Origin of the sequence: Ruegeria sp. PrR005 (assembly GCF_010500245.1) — a bacterium.
In the GTDB taxonomy this organism is placed as follows: domain Bacteria; phylum Pseudomonadota; class Alphaproteobacteria; order Rhodobacterales; family Rhodobacteraceae; genus Ruegeria_B; species Ruegeria_B marisflavi.
Genome location: NZ_JAAGOX010000022.1, coordinates 133,024 through 159,340 on the forward strand (window position 1 = coordinate 133,024; position 26,317 = coordinate 159,340).

At 63.2% G+C, this 26,317-nt stretch carries 22 protein-coding genes; 15 read left to right on the forward strand and 7 right to left on the reverse strand.

Annotated features, from left to right (window positions below):
- Positions 1-8: 8 nt before the first annotated feature.
- From purH to G0P99_RS13230, 5 genes are all read left to right on the forward strand, one after another.
- Positions 9-1,598, forward strand: a complete 1,590-nt coding sequence (purH, locus tag G0P99_RS13210) for a bifunctional phosphoribosylaminoimidazolecarboxamide formyltransferase/IMP cyclohydrolase (RefSeq protein ID WP_164130536.1) — start codon at positions 9-11, stop codon at positions 1,596-1,598.
- Positions 1,598-2,071 carry a signal peptidase II gene (gene lspA, locus G0P99_RS13215; RefSeq protein WP_164130538.1) on the forward strand — a complete coding sequence of 158 codons (474 nt, stop codon included), beginning with the start codon at positions 1,598-1,600 and terminating at the stop codon, positions 2,069-2,071. The genes purH and lspA overlap by 1 nt, the downstream gene beginning before the upstream one ends.
- Before the next feature lie 50 nt (positions 2,072-2,121).
- Complete coding sequence (locus tag G0P99_RS13220) at positions 2,122-2,640, forward strand: DUF3035 domain-containing protein (protein WP_164130540.1); 519 nt, start codon at positions 2,122-2,124, stop codon at positions 2,638-2,640.
- A gap of 78 nt (positions 2,641-2,718) precedes the next feature.
- Positions 2,719-4,059 carry a pitrilysin family protein gene (locus G0P99_RS13225; RefSeq protein ID WP_164130542.1) on the forward strand — a complete coding sequence of 447 codons (1,341 nt, stop codon included), beginning with the start codon at positions 2,719-2,721 and terminating at the stop codon, positions 4,057-4,059.
- Positions 4,056-5,366, forward strand: coding sequence for a pitrilysin family protein (locus G0P99_RS13230; RefSeq protein ID WP_164130544.1), 1,311 nt, complete (start codon positions 4,056-4,058; stop codon positions 5,364-5,366). The genes G0P99_RS13225 and G0P99_RS13230 overlap by 4 nt, the downstream gene beginning before the upstream one ends.
- Before the next feature lie 32 nt (positions 5,367-5,398).
- Here G0P99_RS13230 and G0P99_RS13235 read toward each other — a convergent pair whose 3' ends face one another.
- From G0P99_RS13235 to deoC, 3 genes are all read right to left on the reverse strand, one after another.
- Positions 5,399-6,211: an SDR family oxidoreductase gene (locus G0P99_RS13235; RefSeq protein WP_164130546.1), complete on the reverse strand. Its 813-nt coding sequence runs from the start codon at positions 6,209-6,211 to the stop codon at positions 5,399-5,401.
- A 27-nt stretch (positions 6,212-6,238) separates the two neighbouring features.
- Entirely contained in the window at positions 6,239-8,572 is a 2,334-nt protein-coding gene (locus tag G0P99_RS13240; protein WP_164130548.1) for an aldehyde dehydrogenase family protein, read from the reverse strand.
- A gap of 266 nt (positions 8,573-8,838) precedes the next feature.
- Positions 8,839-9,828 carry a deoxyribose-phosphate aldolase gene (deoC, locus tag G0P99_RS13245; protein ID WP_164130550.1) on the reverse strand — a complete coding sequence of 330 codons (990 nt, stop codon included), beginning with the start codon at positions 9,826-9,828 and terminating at the stop codon, positions 8,839-8,841.
- 200 nt (positions 9,829-10,028) lie between these two features.
- On the opposite strand from deoC, the gene G0P99_RS13250 reads away from it, so the two are divergent.
- The 9 genes from G0P99_RS13250 (at position 10,029) to G0P99_RS13290 (ending at position 20,692) form a co-directional block, all read left to right on the forward strand.
- A complete protein-coding gene (locus tag G0P99_RS13250; protein WP_164130552.1) occupies positions 10,029-10,982 on the forward strand; it encodes a metal ABC transporter solute-binding protein, Zn/Mn family in 954 nt (317 codons plus the stop codon).
- 3 nt (positions 10,983-10,985) lie between these two features.
- Positions 10,986-11,789, forward strand: coding sequence for a metal ABC transporter ATP-binding protein (locus G0P99_RS13255; RefSeq protein WP_164130554.1), 804 nt, complete (start codon positions 10,986-10,988; stop codon positions 11,787-11,789).
- Between the two features lie 4 nt (positions 11,790-11,793).
- Positions 11,794-12,999 (forward strand): metal ABC transporter permease, encoded by a 1,206-nt coding sequence (locus tag G0P99_RS13260; RefSeq protein WP_164130556.1) that lies wholly within the window; start codon positions 11,794-11,796, stop codon positions 12,997-12,999.
- Complete coding sequence (locus G0P99_RS13265) at positions 12,996-13,925, forward strand: metal ABC transporter permease (protein WP_164130558.1); 930 nt, start codon at positions 12,996-12,998, stop codon at positions 13,923-13,925. Before G0P99_RS13260 ends, G0P99_RS13265 begins: the two co-directional genes overlap by 4 nt.
- Before the next feature lie 268 nt (positions 13,926-14,193).
- Positions 14,194-16,059, forward strand: coding sequence for a DNA mismatch repair endonuclease MutL (gene mutL / locus G0P99_RS13270; protein WP_164130560.1), 1,866 nt, complete (start codon positions 14,194-14,196; stop codon positions 16,057-16,059).
- 57 nt (positions 16,060-16,116) lie between these two features.
- Entirely contained in the window at positions 16,117-17,355 is a 1,239-nt protein-coding gene (locus tag G0P99_RS13275; RefSeq protein WP_164130562.1) for a DNA recombination protein RmuC, read from the forward strand.
- A 95-nt stretch (positions 17,356-17,450) separates the two neighbouring features.
- Positions 17,451-18,635, forward strand: coding sequence for a glycine C-acetyltransferase (locus G0P99_RS13280; protein WP_164130564.1), 1,185 nt, complete (start codon positions 17,451-17,453; stop codon positions 18,633-18,635).
- Positions 18,636-18,649: 14 nt separating this feature from the next.
- The gene (tdh, locus tag G0P99_RS13285; RefSeq protein ID WP_164131157.1) at positions 18,650-19,678 is read left to right on the forward strand and encodes an L-threonine 3-dehydrogenase; all 1,029 of its coding nucleotides are present in this window, start codon (positions 18,650-18,652) and stop codon (positions 19,676-19,678) included.
- 57 nt (positions 19,679-19,735) lie between these two features.
- Positions 19,736-20,692 (forward strand): PLP-dependent cysteine synthase family protein, encoded by a 957-nt coding sequence (locus tag G0P99_RS13290; RefSeq protein ID WP_164130566.1) that lies wholly within the window; start codon positions 19,736-19,738, stop codon positions 20,690-20,692.
- Here the strand turns inward: G0P99_RS13290 and G0P99_RS13295 are convergent.
- From G0P99_RS13295 to G0P99_RS13310, 4 genes are all read right to left on the reverse strand, one after another.
- Positions 20,673-21,401, reverse strand: coding sequence for a metallophosphoesterase (locus G0P99_RS13295; RefSeq protein ID WP_164130568.1), 729 nt, complete (start codon positions 21,399-21,401; stop codon positions 20,673-20,675). The two genes, G0P99_RS13290 and G0P99_RS13295, sit on opposite strands and share 20 nt — an antisense overlap.
- 73 nt (positions 21,402-21,474) lie before the next feature.
- Entirely contained in the window at positions 21,475-22,080 is a 606-nt protein-coding gene (locus G0P99_RS13300) for a dimethylsulfonioproprionate lyase family protein (protein WP_164130570.1), read from the reverse strand.
- A gap of 156 nt (positions 22,081-22,236) precedes the next feature.
- On the reverse strand, positions 22,237-23,832 hold the full coding sequence (gene serA, locus G0P99_RS13305; protein WP_164130572.1) for a phosphoglycerate dehydrogenase: 1,596 nt from the start codon (positions 23,830-23,832) through the stop codon (positions 22,237-22,239).
- Positions 23,833-23,928: 96 nt separating this feature from the next.
- The gene (locus G0P99_RS13310) at positions 23,929-25,083 is read right to left on the reverse strand and encodes a phosphoserine transaminase (RefSeq protein WP_164130574.1); all 1,155 of its coding nucleotides are present in this window, start codon (positions 25,081-25,083) and stop codon (positions 23,929-23,931) included.
- Between the two features lie 347 nt (positions 25,084-25,430).
- On the opposite strand from G0P99_RS13310, the gene serB reads away from it, so the two are divergent.
- Positions 25,431-26,309 (forward strand): phosphoserine phosphatase SerB, encoded by an 879-nt coding sequence (gene serB / locus G0P99_RS13315; protein WP_164130576.1) that lies wholly within the window; start codon positions 25,431-25,433, stop codon positions 26,307-26,309.
- The last annotated feature ends 8 nt before the right edge of the window (positions 26,310-26,317 follow it).

The window sequence follows — 26,317 nt, forward strand, 5'->3', positions numbered from 1 at the left end:
CCGAGCAAATGACCGACCTTTCCCCCGTGCGCCGCGCGCTTCTTTCCGTTTCCGAAAAGACCGGACTGATCGAGCTGGGCCAGGCCCTCGCCGCGCGCGGGGTCGAGCTGTTGTCGACGGGCGGCACCGCCAAGGCGCTGCGCGATGCGGGCCTGACGGTGCGCGACGTGGCCGAGGTGACCGGTTTCCCCGAGATGATGGATGGCCGGGTCAAGACCTTGCACCCGATGGTGCATGGCGGCCTGCTGGCGCTGCGCGACAATGCCGAGCACGTGGCGGCGATGGAGCAGCACGGTATCGCGGGCATCGACCTGCTGGTCGTCAACCTCTATCCGTTCGAGGCGACCGTGGCCAAGGGTGCCGCCTATGACGACTGTATCGAGAATATCGACATCGGCGGCCCGGCGATGATCCGTGCGGCGTCCAAGAACCACGCCTTTGTCAACGTAGTGGTGGATGTCGAGGATTATGACGCTCTGCTGGCCGAGATGGCCGCCAATGACGGCCAGACCTCCTATGCCTTTCGCCAGCGGTTGGCTCAAACGGCCTATGCCCGCACCGCCGCCTATGACGCTGCTGTCAGCAACTGGATGGCGGGTCAATTGGCCCTGGAGGCACCCCGCCGCCGCGCCTTTGCCGGTGAGCTGAAACAGACCTTGCGCTATGGCGAGAATAGCCACCAGCAGGCGGCGTTTTATACTGACGGCTCGAACCGTCCGGGTGTGGCTACCGCGCGCCAGCTTCAGGGCAAGGAGTTGAGCTACAACAACATCAACGACACCGATGCGGCGTTCGAACTGGTGGCCGAGTTTGCGCCCGAGAACGGCCCGGCCTGTGCGATCATCAAGCACGCCAACCCCTGCGGCGTGGCGCTGGGGGCCACCCTGTCCGAGGCCTATCAGAAAGCGTTTGACTGCGACCGCACCAGCGCCTTTGGCGGGATCGTGGCGCTGAATCAGCCGCTGGACGCGGAAACCGCTGGCAAGATCGTCGAGATATTCACCGAAGTGGTAATCGCCCCCGGCGCATCCGACGAGGCTATCGCGGTCTTTGCTGCCAAGAAGAATCTGCGCCTGTTGTTGACCGACGGCCTGCCCGATCCGCGCCAGCCCATTGTGGCGATGAAACAGGTTGCTGGCGGTATGCTGGTGCAGGACAAGGATGTGGGCCATGTAGATCTGGTCGACCTCAAGGTGGTGACCAAGAAAGCCCCGACCGTGGACCAGATGGCCGACCTGCTCTTTGCCTGGAAGGTTGGCAAGCACGTCAAGTCGAACGCGATCGTCTACGTCAAGGATCGTGCCACCGTGGGCGTCGGCGCGGGTCAGATGAGCCGACTCGACAGCGCCAATGTGGCCGCTGCCAAGGCGCAGCGCATGGCAACTGAGCTGGGCCTGACTGACAGCCCGGCAAAGGGCTGCGCGGTGGCCTCGGACGCGTTTTTTCCGTTCCCCGATGGTCTGTTGGAAGCGGCGGCGGCCGGTGGCGCCTGTGTGATCCAGCCCGGCGGTTCGATGCGCGATGACGAGGTGATCAAGGCGGCCGACGAGGCCGGACTGGCCATGGTGTTCACCGGCATGCGGCATTTCCGGCACTGATGCGGATGCGTTCGCTTTTCTGGGCCGGGTTCTGGGCCTTTCTGCTGGATCAGGCCAGCAAGTACCTTGTCATCTACGTCATGGACGTGGCACATCGCGGCAATATCGACGTGCTGCCGCCCCTGCTGCGGTTCCGTTATGGCGAGAACCGGGGCATCAATTTCGGCCTGTTTCAGGGCGAAAGCGATGCATCCCGATGGGTGCTGATTGTCCTATCCCTGGTGATCTGCGCCGTGGTGTTGATTTGGCTGTCGCGCGGAAAGCCGTCGCGTCTGATGATGATCAGTGGCGGTCTGCTGATTGGCGGCGCGCTCGGAAACGTGGTTGACCGGCTGCTTTATGGATATGTGCTCGATTTTCTCAACATGTCCTGTTGCGGGATCGACAATCCGTTCGTCTTTAACGTGGCCGATATCTTTATCTTTGCGGGAGCGGCGGGCCTGATCCTGCTGGATGGTAAAAAGCCCTCGTGACGGGCGCGGGGATATGCGATAAAACCCCACGAAACAGGCAGGAGTTGACCATGCGCGCGCCGCTGGCTTTGATCATGATCGCTACCGCAGTTGCGGTTTCGGGCTGCTCGAGCAAGGGCCTGCGCGATATCCGTCCGCAGGGTTCGGGCCCTGACGAATTTGGTGTCATGCCGGTCAAGCCCTTGACGCAGCCCAAGGATTACGCGGTCTTGCCCGCCCCCACACCGGGCGGTGCCAACCTGACCGATCCGAATCCGCTGGGGGATGCGGTGGCGGCACTGGGCGGCAAGGAATCGGCATTGGTGCCGGGGCAGGGCGTTCCGTCCTCCGATCAGGCGCTGATTGCCGCATCCGGCCGCTATGGCGTTCCGGCCAATACCCGCGTGGCGCTGGCCGAAGAAGATGCGGCCTTCCGCAAGCGGCAGGGGCGTTGGACGCGTCTGCGCCTGTTCCCGGTCGACCGGTATGAACAGGCCTATCGCAAAAACGCGATCAACCCGTTTGACCAGACCGAGGCGTTCCGCCGCGCAGGCGCAGCGACGCCATCGGCGCCGCCCGAGGATGAATAATCCTTAATTTTACGTCAGCGCGTCTTGAACACTGCCGGACCTGCCGTACGTTGACGGACAACGACATGGAGGATGCGCATGGCCCGGGCTCTTGCTCTTGCCGCCGCCCTGTTTGCCGCGCCTCATCTTGGTGCGGCCGAAGGGCAGGAGACAGTCACGACCTTTACTTTGGAAAACGGCATGGATGTCGTGGTGATCGAGGATCACCGCGCCCCCGTGGTGCAGCATATGGTCTGGTATCGGGCAGGATCGGCGGACGAACCGGTGGGATCATCCGGTGTGGCGCATTTCCTCGAACACCTGTTGTTCAAGGCCACGGATACGCTTGAGGCCGGCGAATTGTCGGCCACCGTCGCCGCCAACGGTGGACAAGACAACGCATTCACCTCGTACGACTACACCGCATATTTTCAGCGCGTCGCTGCCGACCGGCTGGAGTTGATGATGCGGATGGAGGCGGACCGGATGCGCAACATCCGCCTGACCGAGCGCGATATCGTGACCGAGCGCGACGTGATCCTGGAAGAGCGCAACCAGCGCACCGAGAACAACCCGCGGTCCTTGTTCGGTGAGCAGATGGATGCGGCGCAATTCCTCAACCATCGCTATGGCGTTCCGGTGATCGGCTGGAGACACGAGATGGAAACGCTCGACATGGACGATGCGCTGTCCTTCTACCGCACCTATTACACACCGAACAACGCCATCCTTGTGGTGACCGGCGATGTGGAGCCGGAGGCGGTGCGCGAACTGGCCGAGACCTATTACGGCGTGATCCCGGCCAACCCTGACTTGCCGGAACGGTTCAGAACTCAGGAGCCGCCGCAGACGGCGGCGCGCAGGCTGACCTTCAAGGATGCCCGCGTGGCCCAGCCTTATGTGCATCGGTCCTATCTTGCGCCCGAGCGTGACAGTGGAAAGCAGGAAACCGCAGCCGCCCTGTTTTTGCTGGCAAAGCTGCTGGGTGGCGGTAACACGTCCTATCTGAACGAAAAGCTCCAGTTCGACAGCCAGACAGCGATCTATACCGGTGCTTTCTATGGCGCCATGTCGCTTGACGATACAACCTTTGACTTGATCGTGGTTCCGGCGCAGGGCGTATCCCTGCAAGAGGCCGAAGACGCGATGGACAAGACGCTTGCCGATTTCATCGCCGAAGGTGTCGATCAGGCCGATCTGGACCGGATCAAGATGCAGTTGCGGGCCGCGCTCATCTATGAGCGCGACAATGTCGACGGGATCGGGAACCGGTATGGGGCGGCGCTTGCCAGCGGTCTGACGGTCGAGGATGTGCAGGCTTGGCCCGAAATTCTGCAAGCCGTGACCGGTGAAGAGATCGTCGCAGCAGCGCGGCAAGTGCTGAAACCCGAGGCATCGGTGACCGGCTGGCTGATGAATGACGCGGAGGTGACGCAATGAAACGCCTGTTTGCCTGTGTTATTGCCCTGATCATCGCTTTGCCCGCCTGGGCCGAGGTCAAGATCAAGGAGGTCACGTCGCCCGGTGGCCAGAATGCGTGGCTGGTCGAGGATCACTCGATCCCCTTTACCGCGCTGGAGATCTGGTTTCAGGGTGGAACCTCTCTGGATGCGCCGGGAAAGCGAGGCGCGACCTATCTGATGACGGGCTTAATCGAAGAGGGCGCCGGAGATCTTGACGCGCGCGCCTATGCCCGTCGGCTGGAGGAATTGGCGGCCTCCTTCGACTTTGACGTGACCGATGACACGCTGTCCATCTCCACCCGCTTCCTGACCGAAAACAGGGATCAGGTAATCGAGTTGCTGCGCACGACCCTGCATGCGCCGCGGTTCGATCAGGACGCAATAGATCGGGTGCGGGCGCAGGTGATCTCGGGCCTCAAATCGGACGAGACGGACCCCAACAGCATTGCCGGCGCCTCGCTGTCGGCCGCTGTTTATGGCGAGCACCCCTATGCAACCGAGGGTAAGGGTACCATCGAAAGCGTTTCGGCACTGACACGCGACGATATCGTCGCGGCCTTTGATGGAACTGTGGCGCGCGACCGTGTTTTTGTCGGGGCTGTGGGTGATATCACGCCTGAGGAATTGGGCGCCGTGCTCGACACGCTTTTGGCCGATCTGCCGGAAACCGGGGCGCCTATCCCGGACAAGGCCAAGATCAGCATTCCGGGCGGCGTTGAAGTTGTCGATTTCGACACGCCGCAATCCGTGGCGCTGTTTGTTCAGCAAGGGATTGACCGGGACGACCCGAACTTCTTTGCGGCCTATATTCTGAACCACATCATCGGCGGCGGCGGGTTTGAAAGCCGCCTGATGCAGGAGGTGCGCGAGAAACGGGGGCTGACCTACGGGGTCTATTCCTATCTTCTCCCCAAGGACCTGGCGTCGATCTATATGGGGTCTGTCGCCTCGGCTAATGACAAGATCGCCGAGGCAGTTTCCGTTGTCCGCGAGGTTTGGGCCGATGTCGCCGCGAATGGCGTGACCGCCAGGGAACTTGAGGATGCCAAGACCTATCTCACCGGAGCCTATCCGTTGCGGTTCGATGGCAATGGCCGTATTGCCAACATCCTGGTCGGGATGCAGGTTCAGGGCTTGCCGATCGAATACATCGCCACCCGCAACGATCAGGTGAATGCGGTCACGCTGGAAGAAATCAACGCCTTTGCCGCCGATTTCCTCGATCCCGAGGGGCTGAGCTTTACCGTGGTCGGCAAACCGGTGGGATTGGACAGCACCAATTGACGGGCGGGCCACCGGCCCGGTGGCCCCGCTTGTCATCCACGTTTCGGTATCGCGCGCAGCATCTGGCCGATCATCTGTCCGGCCCGACCCGAGCCGCGCTGATAAAGCGCCCCATCGACCGAAAGGACCGTGCCGCTGATGTAGGATGCCATGTCCGAGCCGAGGAACAGGCAGGCATTGGCCACGTCCTGTGGCTGACCCCAGCGGCCCAGCGGCACATCGCCCTTGAAAATCTTCTCCGCCTCGGGGCTAGGGGCCAGACGCTTGGCGCCTTCGGTTCCTTCGATGAAGCCTGGCACGACCGAGTTCACCCGGATCCCCTCGGGCCCCCATTCCAGGCTCAGCGTGCGGGTGATCTGGTCGACCCCTGCCTTGGCGGCACAGACATGCGCCTGCCCCTCGTAGGGCAGCCAGGATTGCGGCGCCGAGATGTTGATGATGCTGGCGCCGGGGCGTTTGAAATGCGGATAGGCTCCCTTCATCACATGCACGGTGCCCATCAGGTCGATGTCGATTACCGTTTTGAAAGCGTTGATTGACATGTCCGCAGTCAGCGCCGGGAAGTTGCCCGCAGCGCCCGAGACCAGCACATCGAACTCGCCCAACTGGTCACGGAACCCTTGCAGGCCCGCTGCCACCGCCTCGGCATCGCGTACGTCGAAGGATGCTCCGATGGCCTCCTGCGCCCCTGCGGCGCGCAACTCGGCCACCGTGTCGTCGACCTTGTCCTGACTGCGGCTGGCCACAGCCAGCCGGGCACCGGCCTTGGCAAAAGCCAGTGCGATACCGCGATTGATGCCGCTGGTGCCGCCGATCACCACCACGGTCTTGCCGGTAAAATCCATATAGAGCCTCCCTTGGGCAGGGATGCCCTATTCTCCGTAGGGCACCCAGATGTTCTTGATTTCGGTCGCAGCCTGAAGGAACCGCTTGCTGTGGTCCACGCCCCAATCAAGGGACGTTGCGTTATTGACCCAGGTCCGTTTCAGGTTGCCCGCCGCCGCCCTTTCGATCTCGGCCGACAGGTCGGTCGAGGAGAAGGACCAGACCGCATCGACGTTCAGATGTGACGCCAGCGGTTTGGCCAGTTCCCCATGGCTGCCCGTCAGGATGTTGACCACGCCCGCCGGCACGTCCGAAGTGTCGAGGATCTGATAAAAGTCGGTAGCCGCCAGTGGATAGGGCTCACTTGCCGCCAGCACCACGCGGTTGCCCATGGCGATCGCGGGCGCCATGACCGAGACAAGGCCCAGGAGCGGCGCCTCGTCTGCGCAAAGTGCGCCGATCACGCCCACGGGTTCCTTCATCGCCAGCGCCACGCCCCGGATCGGCACGCCATGCACCTGCCCGTCATACTTGTCGGCCCAGGCGGCGGCGGTGAAGAGACGCTGGATGCTGGCCTCGACCTCTTGTGCGCCGCCGCGCTTGCCGGTCATCGCGTCGATGCGATGGGCGAACTCCTCGGCCCGGGCCGACAGGTTCTCGCCGATGTAATAGAGGATCTGCGCGCGCAGGTGGCCGGTGGTCTTTGCCCATCCGGCGGCACCTGCGGCGGCCTCGACCGCGTTGCGCACATCCTTGCGGTTGGCAAGGCCCACATGACCCAACAGGCCGGATTTGCCCCAGACGGGACGCGAGTAACCACCATCGGGCCGGGCCTGCTTGCCCCCAACATATAGCTTCGCCGTGCGGTCGATCGGGTCAACCGGTGCGCCTTGGCCGGTGGCGGGCTCGATCCGGGCCAGCGCCTTACACTTGCCTTTGGGCCGGGTGTAAGCGGCCAGCCCCTCCCACCCGCCTTCGCGGCCAAAGCCGCTTTCGCGGACACCGCCAAAACCGGCGGCGGCATCAAACAGGTTGGTGGCATTCACCCAGACCACGCCCGCCACAAGCTTCGGCGCGATATCGAACGCCAGATTCACGTTCTCGGTCCAGACCGTGGCGGCCAGCCCATACCGGGTGTTGTTGGCCAGTTCCACCGCCTCGGCCGGGGTGCGGAAGGTGGTCGAGACGAGAACGGGGCCAAAGATCTCTTCCTGCATCAACGGGTCGCTGGTCGACAGCCCGGTGATCAGGGTCGGCGGGTAATAGCAACCGTTTTCGGGCAGGGCACAGGAGGCTTGGTGCACCGTACCGGCTGTGTTGCTGGCGACCATCCGCTCTATGGTCTGCAATTGCACCGGATCGACAACCGCGCCGACGTCGATGCACTTGTCCAGCGGATTGCCCAGCCGCAGCCCGTCCATGCGGGCGCGAAGCTTGGAATGAAAGCGATCCGCGATCCCCTCTTGCACCAAGAGGCGCGACCCGGCGCAGCAGACCTGCCCCTGATTGAACCAGATCGCATCGACCAGCCCTTCGATGGCGGAATCGATATCGGCATCGTCGAACACGATATAGGCGGACTTGCCGCCCAGTTCGAGCGTCAGTTCCAGCCCCCGCCCGGCGGTGGCCTCGCGGATGCGGCGGCCCACGGCGGTGGAGCCGGTAAAGGCGATCTTGTCCACATCCGACGCCACGATCATCTCGCCCACGGCGCCGTCGCCGGTGACGATGTTGACCACCCCCTTGGGCACACCGGCCTGCTGGCAGATATCGGCAAAAAGCAGCGCGGTGAGCGAAGTATATTCGGCGGGTTTCAGCACCACGGTGTTGCCCATGGCGAGCGCAGGCGCGACCTTCCACGCCAGCATCAGCAGGGGGAAGTTCCAGGGGATGATCTGGCCGCAGACACCCAACGGTTCGGCATCGGGCAGTTCGCTCTCCATCAACTGGGCCATGCCCGCGTGGTAGTAGAAGTGCCGCTGCGCCAGAGGGATGTCGATGTCGCGGCTTTCCCGGATCGGTTTGCCGTTGTCGAGGGTTTCCAGCACGGCAAACAGGCGGCTGTGTTTCTGCAATAGGCGAGCAATTGCATAGAGATAGCGCGCCCGGCCCGCGCCGCCCAGCGCGGCCCATTTCGGCTGCGCCTTGCGGGCAGCGGCGACGGCGGCATCCACCTCGGCCTGGGTTGCCTGGGTTAGCGTTGCCAGCACCTCGCCGGTGGCGGGGTTGCGGCTGTCGAACCCGTCGCCCGGCGCGGTAAAGGCGCCGTCGATGAAATGGCCGAAACGGTCACCCTGATCGACCAGCCAGGCCAGCGCCTCGGCGGCGCTTTCGGGGGCGGGGCCGTATTCCATGGTTTCGAAGAGTTCCTTGATGCTCATAGTGATTTCATCCCCATACCCTTTGTTGAAAGGGACCAAGGCTCAGAGGCTGTATTCTTGTTCATGATGCCTTGCTTTCGCAATTGAGTTGCGGCCCATCGCATTTCGTATTGCCAAGTGAGTAGCATCTTTTTGTCGGACGTGATCGTGCTCGAATGGTTGTCCCAGATGTATTCGGCGACCTGTACAAGCTGGGCGGTGCCTCCGAGCGTTTTTAGAGCATCAAATACCCAGGGAAGTGTCACTTCTCTACCACTTGTCATCAATCAACCCACCGCATGCCGGTATCCGGCGGAATAAGCGCCGGTCACGTGATGTTCTAGCTGCCGCTCGATATCGCCCAACAGCGACGAGGCGCCGAACCGGAAGAGATCCGGTTGCAGCCAGCGGTCGCCCAGCTCGTCCTTCATGAGCGACAGATAGACCAGCGCGTCTTTGGCCTTGGAAATCCCGCCCGCGGGCTTGTAGCCAACCCGGTATCCGGTGCGGTCGTAATAGTCGCGGATCGCGCGGATCATAACCAGCGACACGGGTAGGGTGGCGTTGACGCTTTCCTTGCCGGTCGAGGTCTTGATGAAATCCGCCCCTGCCATCATGCAGACCAGCGAGGCGCGCGCCACGTTGCGCAACGACCCCAGCTCTCCAGTCGCCAGGATTGCCTTGACATGGGCATGGCCGCAGGCGGCGCGGAACGCCTTCATCTCGTCATAAAGCGCCTGCCAATCGCCGGTCAGCACATGCCGGCGCGAGATCACGATGTCGATCTCTTCGGCGCCTGCTGCCACGCTTTCGCCGATCTCGGCCACTCGCAGGTGAAAGGGCGACAGACCCGCCGGAAACCCGGTGCTGACGGCGGCCACCGGAATGCCGGTGCCCTCAAGCGCCTCGACCGCGGTCTCGATCATGTCGTGATAGACGCATACCGCGCCGGTGGTAATCGGCCCCATACCCAGCGCGTCCAGCAGCGCGGGCGCCACCGGTTGCCGCGCCTTGGCGCAGAGGCGCCGCACCCGGCCCACGGTGTCGTCGCCTGACAACGTGGTCAGGTCGATCAACGTGATCGCCTTCAACAGCCAGGCGGCCTGATAGTCCCTTTTCACCGAGCGCCTGCCGGGCAGGGTCGCCGCCCGCCGTTCTATCGCCGAGGTATTGGCCTGCACCGCGCGAACCCAGTCTAGATCCAGCTCCATGCCCGGGTTTCGCGGCTCGGTCACTTGCGGCAGATGCGCGGTGCGCTCAAGGCTCTGCGTTTCCATCGTCACATCCTTTGGGAGGTTTACCGCCAAGGTCGCATGACCTGCGACAGATTGGCAAGCGGGGGCGGGCTGTTCGCGGCGTCAAAATTTTACCATTCGGACAAAAAGGTTCTTTCTTGCGAATAATTCTCAATTGCGTTGACTTAGTTGCGAATGGTTCTCATATTCATCCGCATGATATCGAGATTTCGAGGTACGTGATGATTCGCCGTGGATTCCTTGCCGCACTTGCCCTGACTTGCAGCTTGCCGATGATGGCCTGGGCCGAGGCGCCGCTGCGTGTGGTGGCGACCACGGGCATGATCGCCGATGCCGCCCGGCAGGTCGGCGGCGATCTGGTCGAGGTCACCGGCCTGATGGGGCCGGGCATCGACCCGCATGCCTATCGCCAGACCCGCAGCGATATCGTGGCCATGACCCGCGCCGATCTGGTGCTGTGGCACGGTCTCTACCTCGAAGCACAGATGGAAAGCTTTTTCCACGATCTGGGGCGCAAGCGTCAGGTGGTCGCCGTGGCCGAGGGGATCGACCCCTCCCGCCTGCGCGCCCATGACGACTATGCCGACAAGTTCGACCCGCATGTCTGGATGACCCCGGAGCTGTGGCGCGATGTGGTCGCCGAGGTCGCCCGCGCCTTGAGCGAAACCCGCCCCGAGGCCGCTGAAACCTTTGCCGCCAACGCCGCCCGCCATATCGCCGATCTGGACCGGTTGTCGGACTATGCCGAGACGGTTCTGGCCACGGTGCCTGAGGGCAAACGGGTGCTGGTCACCGCGCATGACGCGTTCGGTTATTTCGGGCAGACCTATGGGTTTGAGGTTCTGGGCGTGCAAGGAATCTCGACCCAGTCGGAGGCGGGGCTGAACCGGATCGCGGAACTGGTCGACACACTGGTGTCGCGCAAGATCACGGCGGTCTTTGTCGAAAGCTCGGTTTCGGACCGCTCGGTCCGAGCGCTGATCGAAGGCGCGGCGGCACAAGGGCATCAGGTTCATGTGGGCGGCGAGCTCTATTCCGATGCGATGGGGCCCGACGGCTCTTATGAGGGGACCTATCTGGGCATGCTTGATCACAACATCACCACCATCGCCGCCGCATTGGGCGGGCAAGTGCCGATACGCGGCATGGATGGCAAACTGTCGGCGGGGTTCTGAGCAATGATCGAATTGGCCGTACGCGAAGGCATCCGTCTGTCGGATGAAAGCATCACCGACAGCCCGCTGGCGGTACGCGGATTGACCGTGTCTTATGGGCAGAAACCGGCAGTGTTCTCGGTGGACATGACGGTGCAGCCGGGCGCGATGACCGCGATCATCGGGCCGAACGGGGCGGGGAAATCGACCCTTCTCAAGGCGGCGCTGGGCATCGTCAAGCCGCTGTCGGGGCAGGTCACCGTGTTTGGCCGCCCGCTCGAGGAACAGCGCGCCCGGATCGCCTATGTGCCGCAGCGCGCCAGCGTCGATTGGGATTTCCCGACACGGGTGATCGACGTCGTGCTGATGGGGCTATATCGCGAGCTTGGGCTCTTGGGCCGTCTCAGTGCCCGGCACAAGGCGCGGGCGCTCGACAGCCTTGCCCGTGTCGGCATGCACGACTTCGCCAACCGCCAGATCGGGCAACTTTCGGGGGGTCAGCAGCAGCGGGTGTTCCTGGCTCGCGCGCTGGCGCAAGAGGCTGACCTCTATCTGCTCGACGAACCGTTTGCCGGGGTGGACGCGGCAACGGAAAAGGCGATCATCTCGGTTCTGAAGTCGCTGAAAAAGGCTGGACGGACGGTGGTCGTGGTGCATCACGATCTGGCCACGGTGACCGATTATTTCGACCATGTCTTCCTGATCAACACCCGCCGCGTGGCCGAAGGGCCGGTGGCCGAGGCGTTTACCGCCGACCATCTGCAAGCCGCCTATGGCGGACGGCTGGCAACGGCGCAGGTGGACCAACTGGCGCGCGTGTTGGGCTGATCCGATGCTGCGCGACGCGCTCTTGCTGCAACTCGGCTATAACGCCACGCTGGTCGCGGTCGGCGCGACCTTGTTGGGCATTTCGGCCGGGGTGACCGGCACCTTCCTGTTCCTGCGCAAGCGCGCACTGGTCAGCGACGCGATCAGCCATGCGACGCTGCCCGGCATCTGTCTGGCCTTTCTGCTGATGGTGGCGCTGGGCGGCGACGGGCGCAGCCTGCCCGGCCTCTTGGCCGGATCGGCGCTGTCGGCTTGGATCGGGCTCTTGTGTCTCAACTGGCTGACGCGCAACACGCGCCTGGCCGAGGATGCGGCGATCGGCGCGGTGCTGTCGGTGTTCTTCGGCTTCGGCATCGTGCTGCTGACGGTGATTCAGACCCTTGGCGCCGGGCGTCAGGCTGGGCTCGAAGGGTTCCTTCTGGGCTCGACCGCCGGCATGCTCTGGGCCGATGCGCTCGTCATCGCGCTGGGTGGCGCGGCTACGCTGGCGCTGATCCTGCTGATCCGCCGCCCGATGACGCTGGTGGCGTTTGACCCCGAATATGCCGCCGCGCGCGGGGTGCCGGTGCATCGGGTCGATCTGGCGATGATGGGGCTCGTGATGGCAGTCACCGTTGTCGGGTTGAAGATCGTGGGTCTGATCCTGATCGTGGCGCTCTTGATCATTCCGCCGGTCACCGCCCGGTTCTGGACCGAGCGCTCGGATCGTGTGGTGCTGCTGAGCGGGTTGACCGGCGGTCTGGCGGGCTATCTTGGCGCGGCGATTTCGGCCTCGGCCCCCAACCTGCCTACAGGACCCATTATCGTGCTGGTGGCCTTTGCCTTTTTCGCACTGTCATTGCTGGTGGCACCGGGGCGCGGGGTGCTGGCCGCGCTGTTGCGCCACTTTCGGTTCCAGCGTCGGGTACATCTGCGGCAGGGGCTGTTGGCCCTGGCGCAGGGACAACCGATCTTCGAGCAGCTGACGTTGAGACTGTTGCGCCGCGCCGACCTGGTGCGTGCAGACGGGGTGGCCACCGATGCGGGCCGCGCGCGCGCCGCCAAGGCGTTGCGCGACGAGACACGGTGGCAGATCGTGCGTGCCGACCAGACGCACGAGGCCGCCGCCGCGCTTTACGATGGGTTGCGTGACATCGAGACCGTGCTGACCCGTGACCAGATCGCCGAGATCGACAGCCGCATCGGCGGCCCGCAGGAGGTTCCGGCATGAGCGGCTCCGAATTTGTCCCCCTGTCGCTGACGCCGATGTTGATCGGCATCCTGGCGGCCGTTGCCTGTGCGCTGCCCGGCAATTTCCTGGTGCTGCGTCGGCAGGCGTTGATCGGTGACGCGATCAGCCATGTTGTGCTGCCGGGCATCGTGGTCGCCTTTCTGTTGACCGGAGTCATCGCCGCATGGCCGATGATGCTGGGCGCTGCTGGGGCCGCCGTGGTCGCCGTAATTCTGATTGAGGCGATCCGCCGTTTGGGCCGGATCGAACCGGGTGCGGCGATGGGCGTTGTCTTTACCACCATGTTCGCCGCCGGGGTGCTGCTGTTGGAGCAGACCGACACCTCGACCGTGCATCTGGACGTGGAACACGCGCTCTACGGCAATCTGGAAAGCTTGATCTGGCTGGATGCCACTGGCTGGGCCTCGCTGCTGGACCCGGTGGCCTTGGCCGGGTTGCCGGTGGAACTGTCGCGCATCCTGGTCACGCTGGTTGCGGTGGTCGGGTTCATCTGGCTGTTCTGGCGACCCCTGAAACTGTCAACCTTTGACGAGGGGTTTGCCCGTACTCTGGGCATCCGTACCAACCTCTTGGGTCTTGCGCTTGTCATCGTGGCCGCAGTCGCAGCGGTTGCGGCCTTTGACGCGGTTGGCTCGATCATCGTCATTGCAATGTTCATCTGCCCGCCCGCCGCGGCGCGGATGATGACCAACACGCTCGAAGGGCAGGTGGGCTGGAGCGTCATTTTCGCCATCCTCTCGGCGGTACTGGGCTATGTGCTGGCGGGATATGGCCCGATGTGGCTGGGCGCGCGCGACGCGGTCAGCGCGGCAGGCATGATCGCGACGATCTCAGGTCTGATTCTGGCGCTTGCCGCCCGCTTCGGTCCCTGCCGGACACGAAGCGGTGCACCGGTTCAGGTCTGAAACAGCGCGTACGCGCCAGAACTTTCATCATTTCGGCCAATCCCTGCCGGAGTGCCCTGCGGCCTCTGGAAAGCCTTGATACAACGGCCCAGCTATGGACGGCTGGAAGGGTCAGTTGGGGCTGGCCAGCGCCACCGCTCACGCGCTGCCCGGAATTTGCGGCCGATTGACCATGCTGAAACCGGCATGGTGATCCGTCCGAATTCCGGGCAGCGTTCGCCATCAAACCGGTGGCAGAATCGCGCGCCGACATGCTAGGTGTAGGGGTATGGCAAACTTGAACCCCAATATCAGCGATTCTCGACCGGTCATTCGGCAACTCGATGAAACCGCGATCAATCGGATCGCGGCAGGCGAAGTGGTGGAGCGTCCGGCCTCGGCGGTCAAGGAACTGGTCGAAAATGCCATCGACGCCGGGGCGACGCGCATCGCAATCGACCTTGCGGATGGTGGCAAGACACTGATCCGGGTCACCGATGACGGCTGCGGTATGACGCCCGATCAATTGCCGCTGGCGCTCGCGCGCCATGCGACGTCCAAGATCGACGGGTCGGACCTGCTCAACATCCACACATTCGGCTTTCGGGGCGAGGCGCTGCCTTCGCTGGGGTCGGTCGGTCGTTTGACCATCACCAGCCGTGCCCAGGGTGCCGAGGCCGCCAGTATCCGTGTCGCTGGCGGCAGGGAAGAACCGGTGAAACCCGCCGCCCTGCGCGCGGGCACCGTGGTGGAACTGCGCGATCTCTTCTTTGCCACGCCAGCGCGGCTGAAGTTCATGCGCACCGACCGGGCCGAGGCGCAGGCGGTGGCCGATACGGTCAAGCGGCTGGCCATGGCCGAACCCTCGGTCTCCTTCACCCTGCGCGATGTGTCCGAGGGCGGCGAGGGGCGGCTGGTATTCCGCGCGGATTCGGAAACCGGCGATCTGTTCGATGCGCTGCGCGACCGGCTGGGCCGGGTGATGGGGCGCGAGTTCACCGATAACGCCCTGCGCATCGACACTATGCGCGAGGGGCTGCGGCTCTATGGCTATGCGGCTTTGCCCACCTATTCACGCGGTGCGGCGGTGGCACAGTATCTTTTCGTCAACGGGCGACCGGTGCGGGACAAGATGCTGACAGGGGCGCTGAGGGCGGCCTATTTCGACTTTCTCAGCCGCGACCGGCACCCGGCGGCGGCGCTGTTCATCGACTGCGATCCGACGCTGGTCGATGTAAACGTGCATCCGGCGAAATCCGAGGTTCGGTTCCGCGATCCCGGCGTGGCGCGTGGGCTGATCGTCTCGGCCCTGCGGCATGCGCTGGCAGAGGCGGGGCATCGCGCTTCGACCACTGTGGCCGGTGCGACGCTGGGGGCAATGCGGCCGGAACAGACCGGTGCGCGCATCTACCAGATGGACCGGCCATCACCCGCTGCGCGCGCAGCCGCCTATCAGGCGCAGGCGCCTGGATTTGCCGAACTCTCCGGCAGTTTCAGCGGCCGAATGGTCGAGCCCGCCCCCGGCGAGGACGCCCGCAGGGCCGAGGAGCCGCCCGCCGAAACCCCACCCGAATCCCTGCCACTGGGTGCGGCGCGCGGGCAGGTGCATGAAAACTACATCATCGCCCAGACCGCCGATGGCATGGTCATCGTCGACCAGCACGCCGCCCATGAACGGCTGGTCTATGAGAAACTCAAGCGTCAGATGGCCGAAACCGGCGTTGCGGCGCAGGCGCTGCTGATCCCCGAGATCGTGGAGCTCTCCAACGCCGATTGTGCGCGACTGCTTGATCTCTCCGACGATCTGGCGCGCCTTGGCCTGACGATCGAGCCCTTTGGCGGCGGTGCCGTCGCAGTACGCGAGACCCCGGCGATGTTGGGTCCGGTGGATGCGGGTGCGATGCTCCGCGATATCCTCGACGAGCTGGCCGATCAGGGCGAAAGTGCCACGCTTCAGGCCCGGATCGAGGCGATCCTGAGCCGGGTCGCCTGTCACGGCTCGATCCGCTCTGGCCGCCGCATGCGGGGCGAAGAGATGAACGCGCTCTTGCGCGAGATGGAGGCAACGCCCCATTCCGGCCAGTGCAACCACGGGCGCCCGACCTATGTGGAACTGAAACTCAGCGATATCGAGCGGCTGTTCGGGCGCAGTTGATCCGGCGGACAATCCCGGATAGGAGTTGAAAACAAAACAAGAACAGGCAGGCGGACCATGATTCAGATCGGCGATCACAGCTATTCCTTGCAGGACCCAATGGTGATGGCGGTTCTGGCCGGTGCTGGTGTCTTGCTGCTGATCCTGCTCATGCTCTTTCTGTCCCTGCGCGCCGCCAATCGCTCGGCCCGGACGACCGAACCGATGGCGCAGCAACTCGCCTGGCTGGGTCAGAACGTACAGCAACTGAGCCTGGGGCAGGAACAGCTGCGCGGTGGGCTGGCGCATGTCTCGGACGCGCAGGCCAACGCTCAGGTGCAGATGATCCAGACGGTCGAGGCGCGGTTGTCCGCTGTGCAGCAGCATATGAACGACCGGCTGGCCGATAACGCCATGCGCGCGCAGCGGGCAATGGCCGAGATGCAGGAAAAGATGAGCACCACGCTGCATGGCAGCTCGAAACAGACCGCGACCTCGCTGACGCAATTGCAGGAACGCCTCGCCGCCATCGACAAGGCGCAGGACAATATCACAAAGCTTTCGGGCGATGTGCTGTCGCTTCAGGATATCCTGTCTAACAAGCAGACGCGCGGGGCGTTTGGCGAAATCCAGCTCAACGATATCGTGTCCAAGGCACTGCCGACCGACAGCTATTCTCTGCAACATACCCTGTCGAACGGGCGGCGGGCCGATTGCCTGATCCATCTGCCCAATCCGCCGGGGCCGATCGTGATTGACAGCAAGTTCCCGCTGGAAGCCTACGAGGCACTGCGCCGGGCCGAGACCCCACCGCAACTGGCCGATGCCGCGCGCCAGATGAAAGCCGCCGTGCGGGCGCATATCAAGGCAATCTCGGAACGTTACATCATAGAGGGCGAAACCGCCGATGGCGCCCTGCTGTTCCTGCCGTCCGAGGCGGTCTATGCCGAGTTGCACGCCAATTTTGCTGATATCGTGCGCGAAGGCTTCGCCGCGCGGGTCTGGATCGTGTCGCCCACCACCTGCATGGCGACGCTGAACACCATGCGCGCCATTCTCAAGGACGCGCGCATGCGCGAACAGGCGGGCGCCATCCGCAAGGAGCTGAGCCTGTTGCACAAGGATGTGGAACGGCTGGGAGACAGGGTGCAGAACCTGGACCGCCATTTCGGGCAGGCGGCCAAGGATCTCTCGGACATCAAGATCAGCGCTGACAAGGCCGGGCGCCGGGCGCAACGGCTGGACAACTTCGATTTCGAGGAACTCGCCCCCGACCCGGTGCCTAATGTGGTACCCTTGGGCAAGCACGAGCGCTGATATCCAGTTTCACGGATTTTTGTCCAACATAGTGAAATCCCCTATTTCGGAATCGTATCCGTTATGCTAGATATTGCGCCAAATCGGAGGTCGCAATGTCCCAATCCTTTCTGTCCCATCTCACCGATACGCTTGCCCAGATCGAGGCCGAGGGCCTTTATAAACGCGAGCGGCTGATCACCTCACCTCAGGGCGGTGAAATCACCGTCGGCGACCGGCAGGTGATCAACCTGTGCGCCAACAACTACCTGGGTCTGGCCGATCACCCGGCCCTGATCGCCGCCGCGCGTGACGCGCTGGAGCCCAAGGGGTTCGGCATGGCCTCGGTCCGCTTCATCTGCGGCACGCAGGATATTCACCGCGAATTGGAACAGCGACTGGCGCGGTTCCTGAACAAGGACGACGCGATCCTGTTCGCCGCCTGTTTCGATGCCAATGGCGGGTTGTTCGAGCCGCTCTTGGGGCCTGAGGACGCGATTGTCTCGGACGCGCTCAACCATGCCTCGATCATCGACGGGATCCGGCTCTGCAAGGCTAAACGCTATCGCTACGCCAACAGCGACATGGGTGATCTTGAGGCGCAGCTGAAACAGGCCCGCGCCGATGGAGCGCGCCATGTGATGATTGCCACCGATGGTGTGTTTTCGATGGATGGTTATCTGGCCAACCTGCCCGAAATCACCCGGCTGGCCCACCAATATAACGCGGTGGTGATGGTCGATGATTGTCACGCCACCGGCTTCATGGGGCCGCACGGGGCGGGCACGCCCGATCATTTCGGGCTCGACGTGGATATCCTGACCGGTACGCTGGGCAAGGCGCTGGGCGGGGCCATCGGCGGCTATATCGCCGGGCCGCAGCCGGTGATCGACCTGCTGCGTCAGCGGGCGCGGCCCTATCTTTTCTCGAACTCGCTGCCGCCCGCCATCGTGGCCGCCGGGATCGAGGCAATCCGGCTGGTCGAGGAGGGCGCCGATCTGCGCGCGCGCCTGTTCGAGAATGCCCGTTACTGGCGGGCGGGGCTGACCGATCTCGGCTTTGACCTGTTGCCCGGTGAACACCCGATCATTCCGGTGATGCTGGGTGAGGCCAAGCTGGCCCAGGACATGGCGGCGCGGCTGTTTGACGAGGGCGTCTATGTCTCGGGCTTCTTCTTTCCGGTGGTGCCGCGCGGGCAGGCGCGGATCCGCACCCAGATGAACGCCGCCCTGACACGCGCTGAACTGGACCGCGCGCTGGCCGCATTTGCCACCGCAGGCAAGGCACTGGGAGTGATCTGATGCGACCCAATACAATGAAAGCACTGGAGAAATCCAAACCGGAAGAGGGGCTGTGGATGGTGCAGGCCCCGGTGCCCGAAATCGGCCCCGACGATGTGCTGATCAGGATCAACAAGACCGGTATCTGCGGCACCGATATCCATATCTGGAACTGGGATGAATGGGCCGCGCACACGGTGCCGGTGCCGATGATCACCGGTCACGAATTCGCGGGCGAGATCGTCGAGTTGGGCCGCGATGTCACCGGCCTGAGCATCGGTCAGCGGGTTTCGGGCGAGGGGCATCTGATCGGCACCGACAGCCGTCAGAGCCGGGCGGGCAAGTTCCACCTGGACCCCGGCACGCGCGGGATCGGTGTCAATGTGCAGGGGGCCTTCGCACAATATCTGCGCCTGCCCGCCTTCAACGTGGTGCCGCTGCCCGACGATATCCCCGACGAGATCGGCGCCATCCTCGACCCGCTGGGCAACGCGGTGCACACGGCGCTGAGCTTTGACCTGTTGGGAGAGGATGTTCTGATCACCGGCGCCGGTCCGATCGGCATCATGGCCGCCGCAGTGGCCAAGCACGCGGGCGCCCGCCACGTGGTGATCACCGATATCAACGCCGACCGGCTGAAACTGGCGCAGCACGTGGTGCCCAAGGCACGCACCGTGGATGTCACGCGCGAGGATCTGACCGACGTGGTGCATGAGCTGGGCCTGAAACAAGGATTTGACGTCGGGCTGGAAATGTCCGGTTCGCAAGCGGCGCTCGACCAGATGGTCGAGGCGCTGGTGATGGGCGGTAAGATCGCGCTCTTGGGCATTCCGCCGGGCAAGTCGCCGGTGGACTGGTCGCGCATCGTGTTCAAGGCGATCACCATCAAGGGCGTCTATGGCCGCGAGATGTTCGAGACCTGGTACAAGATGATTGCGATGTTGCAGAACGGGTTGGACGTGTCCCGGGTGATCACCCATCGGTTCAAGGTCGATGAGTTCCGCGAGGGGTTCTCGGCGATGAAATCAGGATTGAGCGGCAAGGTGGTTCTGGACTGGACCTGAACGCCGGGGGCTGGTCCTCTGGACCCAAGGGTAGTTCAATATGATGAAGAGGTTCTGATGGCGCTGAATTCGATTGTCGAGGCGATTGGCGGCACACCCGCCATCTGGCTGGACCGGATGGTGGCGGCGCGTGGGCTGCGGGGGCGCATTCTGGCCAAGCTCGATTACCTGAATCCCGGATTCTCGAAGAAGGACCGTGCGGCGCTCGGGATCATCTCGGCGGCCGAAGCCGACGGTTCGCTGCGGCCCGGCCAGACCGTGGTGGAACTGACATCCGGCAATATGGGGACGGGGCTGGCTATTGTTTGTGCCATTCGTGGATACCCGTTTGTTGCGGTGATGAGCCGGGGTAACTCGGCAGAGCGGGCGCGCATGATGGCGGCGCTCGGGGCCGAAGTGGTTCTGGTCGATCAGGCGTCTGGCTCGTTGCCCGGGCAAGTGTCCGGAGCCGATCTGGCGCTGGTGGAAGATGAAGCGCGACGGATCACGATGGAACGCGGAGCGTTTCGGGCCGACCAGTTCCATCATTCCGGCAATGCCCTGTCGCATGCACAGACCACCGCGCCTGAACTGTGGGCGGATTCGGACGGCGAGCTGACCGCATTTGTCGATTTTGTTGGATCCGGCGGAACTTTCGGCGGAGTCATGGAGGGGCTGCGCCGGTTCCAACCGGATATGCGCGGATATGTTGTCGAACCCGAAGGCGCCGCGGTGCTGGCCGGGTCGGATGCCACATGTCCTTCCCATCCTATCCAGGGGGGTGGCTATGCGATGGCCGATCTCGATTTCCTGATGGGAGTGCCCGTGGATGGTTTTATTCAGGTCAGCGGCGCGGAGGCGCGCGAGACCGCAAGGGCGTTGGCGCGGGAAGAGGGAATATTCGGCGGCTTTTCAGCCGGGGCCAATGTGGCTGCCGCATTGCGCCTGTTGGCCGGGCCGGAAGCCGGGGGGAGAGTCGCAGTCATGATTTGCGATAGCGGATTGAAGTACCTGTCTACCGACCTTTGGGAATAAGCGGAACACGGCCACGCTCGGTCAATAGCCAGCAGTCCTGGCCTTCGAACACTGCCGTGGCCAGCGGCCTCCCATAGCCTGCTCCCGCATCCAGGTTGATGCGGTTACCGAAATGTTCTGCCATACGCCCGGGCGTATGCCCGTGCACCACCAGCCACGGATGCGGTCGCGGATCGTCAAGAAACTCGTGCCTGATCCAGATCAGATCGTGTTCGGACTGGTGTTCCAGCGGCACACCGGGTCGGATGCCCGCGTGGACGAAGAGAAGCCCGTTTTCCAAGTGGTAGGACGGCAGCCCGGCGAGAAACGCCAGGTGATCGCACGGCACCGCTTCGCGCGCCGCACTGTGCACTTGATAGATACGCGCACCATCGGGAACATCGACACCATAAGAGGCGAGTGTTTCGATCCCGCCGATCCGCTCGTGCAGCCAGTGATAGCCGACAAGCAGCCGATCGTCATTGGCGGGGTGGTCGCGCAGGAACATCTCGAACATGCGGTCGTGGTTGCCCTTGAGCGCAATCCAGTCGCGACCTTCGTTCAGCCCGTTGCGCAGCAACTCGACGACCCCGGCAGAGTCTGGCCCCCGGTCGGCATAATCGCCCAGGAAAACCACGCGCCCGCCGCCGTCCCGGTCGATCCACGCGAGCGCGTCCTCCAGCATTGTCTTTTGACCGTGGATGTCACCTACGGCATAGATCGGTTGCATGGGCGAGGCCTGTGTGTGGGATTATGCTTTGACAACCAACACATAGCGCGACGGCGTCCGAGAGAAAAGCCGTTCAGGCCATTAGCACCGCTTCGGGGTCATCGAGCATGGTGTAGGAGTGCAGATTGACATCGCCGCTCCAACGCCAGAACGTCAACAGCCCCTCTGGCCCTGCCCGGAATGCATGCGGCATAAGCGAGGGGTGATGTATCTGCGCGCCGGTCTCACGCAATTGCGTGTTCTCGCCTGCGGTCCAAATCGCTGAACCGGCAAGGATGGTATAGGTTTCGTCGGCGTCATGATTGTGCAGCCCGTAATACGTATTGGGGCGCTGATAATAGAGGCCCATGCGCAGATCGGCGCAGGGCACGGGGCCTTCTGGCCCCATGAGGGTTGCAACGATATACATGGAGCCGCGGTCACCAACCTGCGCAGCAACAGGGTTTACACCCCAGGGGATCAGGTCGAATGCCGCCAGCAATCCCGACGCGGCTGGATGAGACGATTGGGCAAGGAGGCTCCGCATCGCAAGGTGGTCCGCTGACTGTGGTTGCGGAATGCACAGTTGCTGCGGCCCCATTTCTTGCAGCACCAGAGCTGTACGGGCCGCCTCGACCCGCGTCTCGGCCAGAAGCGGCAGGCAAAGCGCGTCAATCAACGTCTGAACGGCCTCGGTCATGGCATTCTCCGGACATGTTGTATTGGCTCCTTACGACCAAACGGCTTGTCCGTGCCGATCCGGAAACGACGAAACGGCGTCGCAAATCTCCGCTGCTGACAAAAAAGGGCGCCACACAAGTCGTGTAGCGCCCGTCTTTCTGCTGGAATAGCAGGCTTAGACCACGTCGAACTCCAGCGGTTTGATCTGATTGAACAGACCGGTTTCCGCCAGTTTGGCGCGCGCTTCGGCCGGCACTGGCTCGTCAACGTACAAGAGTGCAATGGCTTCGCCGCCCGGACCAGCGCGGCCCAAGGTAAAGTTGGCGATGTTCACGCCATGATCGCCCATGGTGCGACCCAGCGTTCCGATGATGCCCGGCACGTCCTCGTTGGTGGTATAGAGCATATGGGCCCCGATCTCTGCATCGACATTGATGCCCTTGATCTGAATGAAGCGCGGTTTGCCGTCGCTGAACACCGTGCCAGCAACCGAGCGCTCGCGCTTGTCGGTGACGACGGTCACTTTCACATAGCCGTCAAAGGCGCCCGACTTGTCCTGATTGGTGGTCGAGATCTGGATGCCCCGTTCTTTGGCAATAACAGGGGCGGACACCATGTTCACATCCGGGTTGGACTTTTTCATGATCCCGGCCACGGTCGCACAGTTCAGCGCGGCCAAGTTCATTTCTGCCGCCACACCGTCATAGAGGATATTGATGGCCTTGATCGGCTCGTCGGTCATCTGACCGACGAAGCTGCCCAGGTGACCGGCAAGCGCAATCCAGGGACCCATGACTTTCGCCTCTTCGGCGGTAACCGACGGCATGTTGAGCGCGTTTTCGACCGCACCGGTCAGCAGATAGTTCGACATCTGCTCGGCCACTTGCAGGGCGACGTTCTCCTGAGCCTCGGTGGTGGCGGCGCCCAGATGCGGGGTGCAGACCACGTTGGGCAGGCCAAACAGCGGGTTCTCCTTGGCCGGTTCGACGCTGAACACGTCAAAGGCCGCGCCTGCCACATGGCCCGATTTCAGCAGGTCGGCCAGCGCTTCTTCGTCTACCAGGCCGCCACGGGCGCAGTTGATGACGCGGACGCCCTTCTTGGTCTTGGCCAGGTTCTCGCGGCTGAGGATGTTGCGGGTTTGATCGGTAAGCGGCACGTGCAGGGTGATGAAATCGGCGCGTTTCAGCAGGTCGTCCAGCTCAACCTTTTCAACGCCCATCTTGTTGGCCTTTTCCTCGCCCAGATAGGGATCGTAGGCGATGACCTTCATTTTGAGGCCACGGGCGCGGTCGCAAACGATGCCACCGATATTGCCCGCGCCGATCACGCCCAGGGTCTTGTTCGTCAGTTCGACGCCCATGAACTTGGACTTTTCCCACTTGCCCGCATGGGTCGAGGCGCTTGCCTCGGGGATCTGGCGGGCAACGGCGAACATCATGGCGATGGCGTGTTCGGCGGTGGTGATCATGTTGCCAAAGGGCGTGTTCATGACGATCACGCCCTTTTTCGAGGCGGCGTCTTTGTCGACATTGTCGACCCCGATCCCGGCGCGGCCGATGACCTTGAGGTTGGTTGCGGACTCGAGGATCTTTTCCGTCACCTTGGTCGCCGAACGGATGGCAAGGCCGTCATACTGGCCGATGACCTCGGCGAGTTTGTCCTTGTCCTTGCCCAGGTCGGGCTGGAAATCAACGTCGATCCCGCGGTCCTTGAAGATCTGGACGGCGGCGTCCGACAGCTTGTCGGAGATGAGTACTTTGGGGGCCATATGGGCGGTCCTTTGAATTGGGAGCTTGGAGGGTGGGCAGACTGCCCACCCTACTCAATCGAGCATCTGTAGGGTGGGCAAATTGCCCACCGTTCCTCAGGCGGCCTGCGCCTGCGCGGCGATCTCGGCCTCAAAGGCCCAGGTGAGCCAGGGCAACAGCGCCGAGATATCAGCGGTCTCGACCGTGCCGCCGCACCAGATGCGCAGCCCGGCCGGCGCGTCGCGATAGGCGCCGATATCCAGCGCCACGCCTTCGGCCTCCAGCCGCTTGGCGACTGCCTTGGCAAACGCTGCACCATCCTGAATGCGCGCATCGGTGAACTTCAGGCAAACGCTGGTGTTCGACCGTGTTGCTGCATTCTCGGCCAGGTTGGCGATCCAGTCATGCGTGTCGCAGAAATCGAAGATTGCCTGTGCATTGGCGTCGGCCCGTGCGATCAGACCCTTCAGGCCACCGACCGAACGCGCCCAGTCGAGCGCCAGCAGATAATCCTCGACCGCCAGCATCGACGGCGTGTTGATCGTTTCGCCCTTGAAGATACCCTCGATCAGCTTGCCGCCCTTGGTCATGCGGAAGATCTTGGGCAGCGGCCAGGCAGGGGTGTAGCTTTCCAGCCGTTCCACCGCGCGGGGGCTCAGCACGATCATGCCATGTGCGGCCTCGCCGCCCAGAACCTTTTGCCAGCTGAACGTGGTCACATCCAGCTTGTCCCAGGGCAGGTCCATGGCAAATGCGGCGCTGGTAGCGTCGCAGATGGTCAGACCCTGCCGGTTGGCGGTGATCCAGTCGCCATTCGGGACACGCACGCCCGAAGTGGTGCCGTTCCAGGTGAATACGACGTCATTGTCACAATCGACCGAATCCAGATCGACGATCTGGCCGTAGTCGGCGGTCTTGACCTCGGCATCCAGTTTCAGCTGTTTCACCACATCGGTGACCCAGCCGGCGCCAAAGCTTTCCCAGGCCAGCATCTCGACCTTGCGGGCGCCCAGAAGCGACCACAGCGCCATTTCGACTGCGCCCGTATCCGAGGCGGGAACGATGCCGATGCGATAATCGGCCGGGATGCCCAGAATCTCGCGGGTGCCTTCGATGGCAGCTTTCAGCTTGTCCTTGCCGATGGCGGCACGATGCGAGCGACCCAGCGCGGCATCGGCGAATTTGGAAACATCAAAAACGGGGGGTTTGGCACAGGGGCCAGAAGAGAACCGCGGATTGGCCGGCCGCGTTGCCGGTTGTGCAATAGCCATGAATGCTATCCTTCCAGATAAGCGCCCCTCGTTGGGGAGGGGTGTCCCGCCGCAACAGCTAGTCCGCCGCAGTGCGGCACGCAAGTGAAATGAAGGTCGAAAATCGCCGCTTTGGCTTTTGATTGCGACTTTTGTGACTACGATCGGAAACTTGCGTCTCGCAGTAAGGAATTCACCGAACGTAGCGCTAGGCTCCGGTGGCTTGAAAATAACTTATTTATTACAGATAGTTAGGTATCTATGTGTAACATCGGGGTTTCAAGTGTAGAAGTGCGGGCGGTTCCGGCCGGGACTGGCACAGCGCCCCGGCCTGCGCTATGGGCATCCCGACCCCAAGGAGATGCCTGATGTATGTCGCCACGCTTTTGACAAACCCCTCCCATGCCCGTCTTGACCCGGCGTTGGTCGATTCGCTGCGCAATGCCTGGGGCGGCGGCGATGCGGTCTGGCTCAGCCCCGATGAAGCGGCGGAATTCACCCTTGCGACCCTGCCCGGCAATCGTTGGCAGGTTTGGGATGACCTACAGGCGTTGGGTGTCGATCTGGTGGTGCAGCCTGCTGAGGGCCGGAAGAAGCGGATGCTGCTGGCGGATATGGACAGCACCATGATCCAGCAGGAGTGTATCGACGAACTGGCAGACGAGGCAGGCGTCGGCGACCGGGTCAAGGATATCACTGCCCGCGCCATGAATGGTGAGCTGGATTTCGAGGGCGCGCTGCTGGAGCGTGTGGGGCTGTTGAGCGGGCTGGACGAGGCGGTGATCGGCCATGTTCTCAATACCCGTATCACCCTGATGCCGGGCGGGCGTGCGCTGGTGGCGACGATGCGCGCGAATGGTGGGTATGCGGCGCTTGTCTCGGGCGGGTTCACCGCCTTTACCGCGCAGGTGGCGGCGCAGCTGGGCTTTGACGAGAACCGCGCCAATACACTGCTGGCGGCTGATGGCAAGCTGACCGGCGATGTGGGTCGCCCGATCCTTGGCCGTCAGGCCAAGGTCGACGCGCTGGAACAGATCACCGCCCGGCTGGGCCTGTCTGAACAGGATGTGATCGCGGTCGGCGACGGCGCCAATGATCTGGGCATGCTGGGTCGCGCCGGAACCGGCGTTGCCCTGCATGCCAAACCTTCGGTCGCGGCACAATGCGAGGTACGCATCAACCACGGTGACCTGACCGCGCTGCTGTTTGTTCAGGGTTATGCAAAGGCGGATTTCGTCACGATTTGATCTGCCGC